General features: G+C 46.2%; 9 protein-coding genes and 1 tRNA gene. 6 read left to right on the top strand and 4 right to left on the bottom strand.

Translation table 11 applies throughout. The features are described 5' to 3' along the window. The first annotated feature begins 168 nt into the window (after positions 1–168). Together FFM77_RS13770 and FFM77_RS13765 are read left to right on the top strand one after the other, a co-directional pair. Positions 169–241: transfer RNA gene (locus FFM77_RS13770), tRNA-Thr, on the top strand. An 81-nt stretch (positions 242–322) separates the two neighbouring features. After that, positions 323–1,258 carry a C40 family peptidase gene (locus FFM77_RS13765; RefSeq protein WP_171001650.1) on the top strand — a complete coding sequence of 312 codons (936 nt, stop codon included), beginning with the start codon at positions 323–325 and terminating at the stop codon, positions 1,256–1,258. A 49-nt stretch (positions 1,259–1,307) separates the two neighbouring features. On the opposite strand, the gene FFM77_RS13760 is transcribed toward FFM77_RS13765, so the two are convergent. Next, positions 1,308–1,760, bottom strand: a complete 453-nt coding sequence (locus FFM77_RS13760) for a MarR family winged helix-turn-helix transcriptional regulator (RefSeq protein WP_223876851.1) — start codon at positions 1,758–1,760, stop codon at positions 1,308–1,310. 195 nt (positions 1,761–1,955) lie between these two features. Then, positions 1,956–3,386 carry an APC family permease gene (locus FFM77_RS13755; protein ID WP_137636348.1) on the bottom strand — a complete coding sequence of 477 codons (1,431 nt, stop codon included), beginning with the start codon at positions 3,384–3,386 and terminating at the stop codon, positions 1,956–1,958. A 209-nt stretch (positions 3,387–3,595) separates the two neighbouring features. Here FFM77_RS13755 and FFM77_RS13750 point away from each other — a divergent pair, with 209 nt between their 5' ends. After that, on the top strand, positions 3,596–4,348 hold the full coding sequence (locus FFM77_RS13750) for a type I 3-dehydroquinate dehydratase (RefSeq protein WP_137636347.1): 753 nt from the start codon (positions 3,596–3,598) through the stop codon (positions 4,346–4,348). A gap of 4 nt (positions 4,349–4,352) precedes the next feature. After that, positions 4,353–4,577, top strand: coding sequence for a hypothetical protein (locus FFM77_RS13745; protein ID WP_137636346.1), 225 nt, complete (start codon positions 4,353–4,355; stop codon positions 4,575–4,577). A gap of 34 nt (positions 4,578–4,611) precedes the next feature. On the opposite strand, the gene FFM77_RS13740 is transcribed toward FFM77_RS13745, so the two are convergent. Then, on the bottom strand, positions 4,612–5,061 hold the full coding sequence (locus tag FFM77_RS13740) for a flavodoxin (RefSeq protein WP_137636345.1): 450 nt from the start codon (positions 5,059–5,061) through the stop codon (positions 4,612–4,614). A 334-nt stretch (positions 5,062–5,395) separates the two neighbouring features. On the opposite strand from FFM77_RS13740, the gene FFM77_RS13735 reads away from it, so the two are divergent. Both FFM77_RS13735 and FFM77_RS13730 read left to right on the top strand, forming a co-directional pair. After that, positions 5,396–7,096, top strand: coding sequence for a hypothetical protein (locus FFM77_RS13735; RefSeq protein WP_137636344.1), 1,701 nt, complete (start codon positions 5,396–5,398; stop codon positions 7,094–7,096). 74 nt (positions 7,097–7,170) lie between these two features. After that, positions 7,171–8,121: a phosphoglycerate dehydrogenase gene (locus FFM77_RS13730; protein ID WP_137636343.1), complete on the top strand. Its 951-nt coding sequence runs from the start codon at positions 7,171–7,173 to the stop codon at positions 8,119–8,121. Between the two features lie 483 nt (positions 8,122–8,604). On the opposite strand, the gene FFM77_RS13725 is transcribed toward FFM77_RS13730, so the two are convergent. After that, positions 8,605–9,552, bottom strand: a complete 948-nt coding sequence (locus FFM77_RS13725; RefSeq protein WP_137636342.1) for a DMT family transporter — start codon at positions 9,550–9,552, stop codon at positions 8,605–8,607. Positions 9,553–9,711: the final 159 nt, after the last annotated feature.

Genomic DNA, 9,711 nt, shown 5'->3' with positions numbered 1-9,711 from the left:
CACAGAAGTCAAGCTTCTTAGCGCCGAGAGTAGTTGGGGGATCGCTCCCTGCGAGGGTAGGACGTTGCCATGCAAACGAAGGGAATCGAGTAATCGATTCCCTTTTTTAGTGTCTAAAAGTCCTTACTTTTAAAGACAGATTTGGTATACTATTTAGGTGACAGAAATGCCGTTTTAGCTCAGCAGGTAGAGCGTTTCCATGGTAAGGAAGAGGTCAGCGGTTCAAATCCGCTAAACGGCTTGAATGACATTAGTAGCGGACGTGGCCGAGTCAGTCGACTTGGTCACGTCCGCTTTTTCAAAAACTTTGGAGGCGCTTTTATTGAAATGTACAGGGATTAAGTGGGGGTTATTAATAGCTGGGACCTTATTAGGTGGGAGCTTGTTTAGTCAGACGCCTGCTCAGGCGAGTTATCAGACGATGTTTGCCCGAGAAGGACAATTAGCTTTACAGGAACGTCAAGATGCGACTCAGTCATTTGAACGACGCGTGAGTCGATATAAATCGGTTTTTGTGACCAAGACGGCACAAGGCCGAGCGCGCAACGTTAGTCTAATGTTCTACCAACAAGCACAAACACAAAAGTTCAATCATTATGCGAAACATTGGTTAAATGTCCGGCAATTAACTAATGGCCAGGTCTATGTCTATAATGATCGAACGGTCTATGGACCGTATCTAGTGGCTTATCATCAGCTAAGGAAAGGCCATGGCACACGGGTAATGGCCGGAAAGCGGTCGGTACGGGTTCATTATTCTAAAGCCAACAACGTTAGTTTTTATTATCAAAAGCATCGTTTGACGGTCCATTTAAAGACCAGTCGAGTGACGTTAAACAGTAAAACCATCACTGCTAAACACAATCGTTCTTTTAAAGGAAACGTCCCGACCCTTGGTAAACGGACCACGCGTTTGGTTGCGGATGCCGAACGCTATTTAGGTGTCCCGTATCGTTATGCGGGCCGGGATGCTTTTGGTGGCCTGGATTGTGCAAGCTTTGTGAACCAAGTGTACTTAGATGTCGAACAGCGTGATATTGGTGGGATGACCGGGGTACAAGAAAAACTGGGTAAACATCGGGCAGTTAGTGCTGCTCGAACCGGTGATCTGTTATTCTGGCGACATCCAGGTGACCAATATACGTACCATGTCGCAATGGTAATCGGTCATGGGCAATTAATCGAAGAAGCGGGTAAAAGCGTTCACGTGAGCCGAATTAAGGCCCGTAAGCCCCAATTTAGTATTCGAATGCACTAACAAGAAAATCCCAGTCATGATTAGCTAAACTAATCATGACTGGGATTTTTTAGTCCTGAGGTTTGGACGCAATGACTTGGTGAGTAAAGTCATCAAAGAAAGTTAACATGGTTTTAATACGCTCACGACCTAGTTGATCAATCCACTGGTCGAATACGAGTTGAATATCCTGAATCAACTGCTTATCGGTTGCTTGGCCTTTTTCGGTTAATAACAGACTCTTTTGCCGCCGGTCTGCGGGATTGGCAACTTGGTAGACGTAGTCATATTTAAGTAGGGTGCTGATTTGGCGGGAAATCGCACTCCGTGAGACATGATGACTGTCAGCGATATCCATCAATAAAATCGGCTTGGTACTTGTTCCAATTTCATGCATGATTAGAAAGGCATCGAAGGTCATATGATAACGACTAATCGGTTCGGAAATAAAATCATCCATGTAGCGCAAGACCGTAGCGTAATACTTTAAAAAATCATCTAACATTTTAGGCGATCCGTTCATCCTTTATCCTCCTCGTATTTCGAAGTTCCTGATAGAACATTTAATTGCATAAAATTAATTATAACATTAGTCAATTTATATCTACATAGTGAATGATAACGCCAAATGACTCCAAAGTATAAAAATTCAACTCCAAACTAGCAAAAAACGACCGAATCCTTAAAATCTAAGGTTTCGGTCGTCACTTATTTTAGATTATGCAGTCCGATGACGACGGGCAATCAATGGTAAAATCATGCCCAAGCCAACAAAGATAATCGGTGTGGCAATGTTTAAGGCTAATTGGAACCACCAGCCACTAGGGTTAGCTGCTAGGGACGTCTTTGGCACCATCCCTAGGATACAAGCAAAAGCAGTAAAGAAGAAACACCAAGCGCCGACTAGCTTACCCGTGAGTGGGTTCTTTAAGAACATGTAGTCGCTCTTGAATTCTTTGAGGTGTTGGTTCAAAAGAATATAAGCCAAGAAGACCCAGAGATAACGCATTGGCATCACAATCGAATTTAAGTTCAGTAGCCAGTTATAAAGCTCATTCATATTACCAATTCCAAGCGCGGGAATGATAATTAAAATGCTGACTAAGATCCCAGTCATAATATAGCCATTGACGGGAACGTCTTTTTTGTTCATCTTGCTTAACTTCTTTGGGACGAATTCGGGATCGGCATCGCCTAATAAGATCTTTAATGGGGCATCGATCGAGAAGGCCAACGCTGAAATCTGCGCTAAGACATTAGCAATCGCGTAAAGAATTAAGAAGAGGTTTCCAACGTGATAGAAGTTACCCAAGCGTTGGAAGGCGTAGTAGGCACCGTTGGCCATTAAGTCCTTAGGGATATGATTGGCGTTAAACAGCATCCCCATTGCAAACGATCCTAACAACGCACAAACAGCAACCATCCCAGCTAAGATCAACATTCCAAGTGGAAATTCACGACCTGGGTTCTTGGTCTTATTGACATAGGGTGAAATCTTTTCGGAACCGCCGACCGCGAAGACCAACATGGAGATCGTCGTGAAGTAGGCGAAGTCGAATTTTGGTAAGTAGGATTTAAACGAGAGCATGTTCGGTGTTTGCACCGTGGCTGTCGTCATCATTGGCGCTGAAACTGCCAAAATAATGAAAAGAATCGACATGATAAACATCCCGGTCCCCGCAATACTCCCAATCCGTTTTAAGGTGGTTAGGCCCAGCGACGCAATCCATAAGAAGAATAAAAATAGCGCTAAACAAATCGCTTGGACAACCAGGGCGGGGGTATTGTTAACGAAGTTCCCATTTCCTTTGAACAGCCAACTAAAGGCAATCAGTATCCCTTGCGGCTTTTGAGCCAGGTAAGGAATGTGGACAATCCAATACGTCCAAGCGGCATAGTAAGCCAGCCGTTTCGTACTGGTCGCTCGAATCCACGAGGAAACGCCCCCCTCGGCTTCTTTAAAGGTTGAGCCTAATTGACCCACAATTAAGGTATAGGGGACGAAGTAGATGATCATAATGAGGACCCAGGAGGTAACGACGGATAACCCTTGCAATGCAAAGTTGTTAACAACGTTACCCAAGCCCCAAACGGCCACGAACGCAATTAAGGCGATGTTCGACCATCGCAACTGCTTTTCAGGTTTCATAACTTGTGCTCCTTTTTTTAGATTATAGACAACTTAATTTTAAATCGGAAATGGAAGCGGTGACAAGCTTATTTTTTCAATATTAAAAGCGCTTTACAAATTCATTAATAAAATGAGCAATTGGTGTTAGTTCGGCGAAAGTTTGCTATTATTAAGGTATGAGATACGGCCGGTAAGTGATTAACCGGACTGGAAGCGGGGAAAAAGGTATGCAAACGGTAACAATTGGAACAATGACATTGGGCACTGGTTTACCGAAGATTGGGGTCACGTTAACGGGCAGTACCCGGGCGGTGCTATTAGGTCAGGCAGCACAAGTCTTGACGTCAGCGGCACAAATTGTCGAATGGCGGTTAGATCAATATACGGAATTAGATAATCGCGCTGAACTAATTAATACGGCGGCCCAGTTGCGCCAGGTGCTGGGGACGATTCCAGTGATTGCCAAGTTAACGGCAACGGCCGTGGCAGACGCAGACACTTATTATCAACTTTATCAGACGTTGGTTAATAATCGGGCGGTTGATGCGGTGGATATTGACCTATCCATGGTTAATGCGACGGCCTTTATGCCGTTAACTAAACAAATGCGAGCGACGCAGATTCGCTTGATTCTTAGTCAAACGACATCAGCCACAACGCCAGTCCTAACCGATTTGGTAGCCGCTTATCAAGCCATGGCGGCTGCCGGGGCTGATATGGCCCGGATAACGATTAATGCCAAGACCGCTTTAGAAGTCTTGACCTTGATGACGGCGACGGCACAAGCTCAGACTAAAGTGGCGTTACCACTGATTGCCACTGCTAATGGGGCCTGGGGGCGTTATAGCAGTGTTAGTGGGCAGCTCATCGGCTCGGCGTTGACATTTGGTCAAGTGGGTCATGGCGATGGTCATGGTCAGTTGCCGGTTAGTCAATTAAAACAAACGTTAGAGACCTTGTCATCAGCAGGAAGGGGTTAGCGGCATGCAAATGCGTTCGATATGGCGCCATACAAGTACGATTATTCAGACACTGGCGATTTACTTTTTGTTAATCCAGGGGCCGTATGATCTGTGGATTGCCAAGGTCGGGTACCACTGGCAGATGTATCTGACGAATATTTTTGGCATCACTGCGTTATTTCTGGTGGTGGACTTAAGCTATAACTACTTACGGCAACGGTTATTAAAACGACGGTCAAAAAAATAAGCTAGCACTTAGCTAGCTTATTTTTTTGACCGAACTATTCAGCTTGTTTAGCGACTAACTTTTCGGCGAAAGCATCGAGGTGTTTAACATCATCGGCTTCGGGTGCTAAGTTAACGAAAACATCGTCGGCACCTTGGGTCGCACCGGCTTTTTTGAAGGCGTTGCTAAAGTCGGTAACGGCACGACAGTAATCGTCGTCATAGAACGTATCGCCAGAGCCGGCACAGCCATAAACTTTGCCGTGGAGGTCAACTTCTGGTAAGTCGTCGAAGAAGTCGAGACCTTCTTCTGGCAAAGCGCCTTCATCATAAGTGTAAGGAACCACGATGCAAATGTCGAAATTCTTAAAATCGTTGGCATCAGCTTGTGAGATTTCCTCTTTGGTGACATCGACCCCAAGTTGTTCTAACTTTTCGATGATGATATCAGCGACGTCTTCATTATTACCTGTAATTGTCGCAAAAATTACTTTAGCAGTTGCCATATAAACCCCTCGCTTTCAACTAATCTTTATGCTGATTATAACAGAATTTAAAGCTGAAATTAAGGGGCGCGGCATTTATTCGTTATAACCAGGCCGAGTGCGGTTTCTCGCAACGCCAATCCATGCTATAATTTAACTATTAATACACTTTAAACCAACTTTGTTTGGTACTAGATACCAATGTTAGGTCACCTGGCATTAATTGCCCGAAGTTTTGGGTATTTTCCGGTAAACCCAGCAGCTAACGAACTAGTAGTGAATATCGTCATCGTCTTAATGAATTGATTATGAGACGTCACCTAAAAATTTAAACTTGAAGCTAGGAGAAAGTAAATTGCCAAAGAAAAATAATCGTCAAAAGAAAGGGCTTGCCAAGCGGTTATGGCACTCGATTACAGAACCAATTCCTGATGAAAATGATGATCAGGCTAATGAACAGATTCCATTAGCCTATGATTTGAAAGATCCTGATAGTTCGAGCAGTCAAGCGGCAAGTGCTGATAGCCAACCTGACTCGGAAGTTTCGGAACAGCCAGTGATCAATCTGGATTCAGAAGCAACGGAAGCCCCAATGCCAACGCGGCGTAGTCGGTTAGCTGCACAATCGACCGCGGCCGAGGACTTAGATGAGGCGCCCCGTTCGGCTGCAGTGTCACAAGCGGCTCAACCGGTTAGTGAAGCGACTAGTACCGTGGCTTCTGCAACGTCGGCCCCGTCTTCAGCGAGTTGGCGGCATATGCCAACGATGGATACGACGACTAGTGCTGCAACCGGGAATGGTCAGCCAGTGATCTCAATTAATGCGTCCGAAGCGGCGTCTGCGGATGATGAACCCCAGATCCCGTTGTCACGAGAAGAATTATTTGAAGACCAACAACCTAATGCCGGTAGTGCCGCCAATACTAAGAATGTGTCAGCTGAACCGATGTCACGACTGGCGCGACATAACGAGACGGATGAGTCAACGCTGACTGATACAACGACTACCAACGAAAATCCACATTTAAAGAAGAAACAAAAGCCCGTTAAACCACATCAAAAACCCAAATCACATCGCAGTGGCAAGTTAGTGGCGGCGGGAGTCGGTATCTTAATTGTGGCAGCCTTAGGGTTTATGTTCATGTGGACGCATGCGAAGACGACCCAGGCGCAAGCAAAGGCTAACGCTGAAGAAATCGTCAAAGAAATCTATACGACCGATGCGCAACGGGATTTACGTAGTGGGGCCTCAAGTGATAAGTTGGATCAACTCCAAACTTATATTGATGAACTATCGAAATCCGATGAAAAGTCCAGTTTACAACGTCAACACGATACCGCAGCTAAGATGTTGACATTACGGTCACGGGTTGAGGGCTTATACACAGGCAAGTTAATTAAGTCAGCGGTGACGACTAAGACCGTCAAAGCAGCACAAGCTGAGATTAAAGACTCAGGGTTAACGTCAAAGAAGGTTTACTTTACCAAGAAATTGGCTACCCAACTTACGGCAACCGGTAAGACGGTTAAAAAGGTTCAAGGCTATCATAAAGATTTCAAAGCCTTATATACGAAGAAAGATAAGCTAAAGTCAACGGTCTCAACGCTTGAAGTTGATAGTGTCTTGAAGCATCTGAAGAACTACCGGACGAAATCACAATTGGCAGCGGATGACTATACAACCTTGAAAGCTGATCGTAAAGCCTTGGCTAAGTCAGAAAGCTCAGCGGCCGCGGCGAGTGCGAGTGCTTATTCGGACTCAGTTGCCAGCAGCTCAATGAGTGAATCTGCGGCATCAAGTTCAGCCGCTGAAGAAAGTTCTAGTTCGGATGACTCGACCTATTCCAGTTCTGATGATACTAGCTCAACTGGGACCACTAGTGCGGGAAACAATACAACAACTAGCTCAGCTAAGCATAGTTCTAGCACCACGACTAGCACTGACAACAGTCAGACGACTGGCACTGGTACTGGGAATGGAACAAGTGATAGCACCACGACTGGTAATGATACGACCGGGACTACCGGTGATAACATGACCACGACGACTAATTAAAACTTAATTGAGACAGGACATAACGTGGCATTAGCGTTGTGTCCTGTTGTGTTTTAGAAGGGAAGTATCTGAAGATGCCACTAGCTTTAATGGTGCAATCAACGAAACCAGCTCAATTACAGACATTGCAACAACTGTATCCAGACTGGCAGTTTATGCCGGTTGCTGATCTGCAACCGCAAGATTATGCGCAAGTCACGGTGATGTATGGTTATCATCCCGTTTTAAACGCAATTTTGGCACTGGCGGATAATCGGTTACGCTTTTTGCAAGTGATTTCCGCGGGAGTCGACTATTTGCCGCTGACTGACTTGCAGGCGCAAGGGGTCTTGGTGGCGAATACGAGTGGGATTCACGCTGATGCTATCAGTGAATCGGTGCTTGGCGCGATGTTAACCGTGACGCGCGGGTATCAGGCTGCTTGGCAAAATCAAAATGGCGCTCGGCAGTGGGCCTTGCCAATCACGACTAGCACGTTAACGGGTCGCCAGTTACTGGTCTTTGGCACGGGGCAGATTGGTCAAGCAATTGCAACCAAGGCCGCGGCATTCGGGCTACACTTAATTGGTGTTAATACGAGCGGTCATCCCGCGCCTGGATTCGATGAAACGGTTGCGTTAACGGCGAGCGGGTCCGCGGTGGCGACGGCTGACTTTATCGTTAATGCGTTGCCATTGACGCCCGCCACGCATCATTTCTTTAACGCCACTTTATTTGCACAAGCGCGGCAGCGGCCGTTGTTGATCAATATCGGTCGTGGCCCAGCTGTCGATACGATGGCGTTAATAACGGCTTTAGATCAACACCAGTTGAGCGGAGCCGTCTTAGATGTGACGGAACCAGAGCCGCTACCAGCTGATCATCCGCTATGGCAACGACCAGATGTGATCATTACGCCACATATCTCTGGTCAAATCAGCCATTTTCGGGCGACCGTTTTTCCAATCTTTGCGGCTAACTTCGCGGCTTGGATTAAGACCGGCCAGTTGGCTAATCACCAAGTTGATTTAACCCGTGGCTATTAAATACGTTTGGTGCTAGTTAAACTTGCCGCCTGCCGGTTGGTTTCTAAAACGCTGGAGCGCCATGGGTCATTTTGAAGCCTCAAGCCCGGTCCTTCAAAAATGACCTTGGCCTAAGTCCGAGAAAAGCACTCGCACTAAGGCCAACGACACGGCTGAGCATTTTAGAACCCAACCTCTCGGCTAAAATTACAGCTTGAACTGTTCATAAAATAGTCAATCATTTAACGTCGGGCGGGTCAGAATTGGCTCAGTGGTGTCGTTTGACTTAGTTGAGTGATTTTCTCAGCTTAGTCAAAGCCCGGCTTATGAGACCGCACTTTGGCTCATAAACGCGGCCACCACGTTCCAGCCGATGCTGACCCAACCAGAGTGGCAACCTAATCCAACTGGCCCTAAGCGTATCTAGCTAACTTTTAATTAATCTGATAGTCGAAAAAGACGCCACTGCGTAATTATTACAGTGGCGTCTTTTTGACGTTGAGGTTACGAATCATCATGTTGCCGCGCGGCGTGAAAATCGGCGGCAGCCCGGTCGTTGTGACGTTGACCAATGGCTAAAACAAACACGGTACTAATAATTAAGAGACTACCGAACAAGTCGAGCCATTCGAATTGGACCCCGAGCCAAACGACCGCAATAATCGTGGCGGAAAGGGGTTCGAAAGCATCTAATAGACTAGCGACAGTTGGTTGAATATCATTTAAACTTTGTAAGAAAAAGAGAAAAGCGAGTAAGGTCCCGAATAAAATGACGAACCCTAATTTGCTGACATTGAGCACCGTTAGTGGAATTGAAATGCTCCAGAACGGTTGAATCACGTTGAAGATGATCCCGCCTAGCAACATTGACCAAGTATTCACCGTTACCGCACTATATTTGGTCAGTAACTTGGCTGGTAACAAGGTGTTAGTCGCTGAACTGACGCCTGAAAGTAGGCCCCAGAGCAATGCCCAAGCTGAAATAACTAAGGCGGCAGGATTGCCGTGTGTGACTAGTAAGAATGATCCTAATAAGGCTAAAAAAATGGCGATTCCTTCACTCCGGGTTGGAAATTGATGGTGCGCGACGACGAGCCAGAGGGCGATGAAGACGGGGCCCATGAACTGTAAGATGGTGGCAGTCGCGGCATTACTGGCTTCAACTGCTAGGAAATACGTAAACTGAACCGGCATTAAGCCGAGCAGCGTATAGGCAGCGACTTGCAGCAGATCACCCGGATGGCGCCAGATCGACCAGAGATCGACTTTCATGATTAGACTGTAAACGAGAAAGCCAATCCCCGCACCTAACATCCGGACACCCGTCAGCCAAATGGAATTAATATCGGTGGTATCGAAGAGTGTCTGGGCGATGGCCCCAGAGACACCCCAAAAAGTTGCACTAACACTGGCTAAAATAATGCCACGTAATTCATGTTGCGTCGTTTGCATCCAACTCACTCCCAAACTAAATAAATTGCTAACTTACATTGTAACGTATTTAGCTGGAAAATAGGGGGCTGGCGGTTTAAGCGGTTCTACAATATTTGGTGTTGATGGATTTCCCATCAACACCAATTTTTGTGTAAACTAAAAGGACACATCCTCAAA

The organism is Lactiplantibacillus songbeiensis (assembly GCF_005405125.1).
Lineage (GTDB): Bacteria > Bacillota > Bacilli > Lactobacillales > Lactobacillaceae > Lactiplantibacillus > Lactiplantibacillus songbeiensis.
This window is presented reverse-complemented; position numbering and strand designations above follow the sequence as displayed.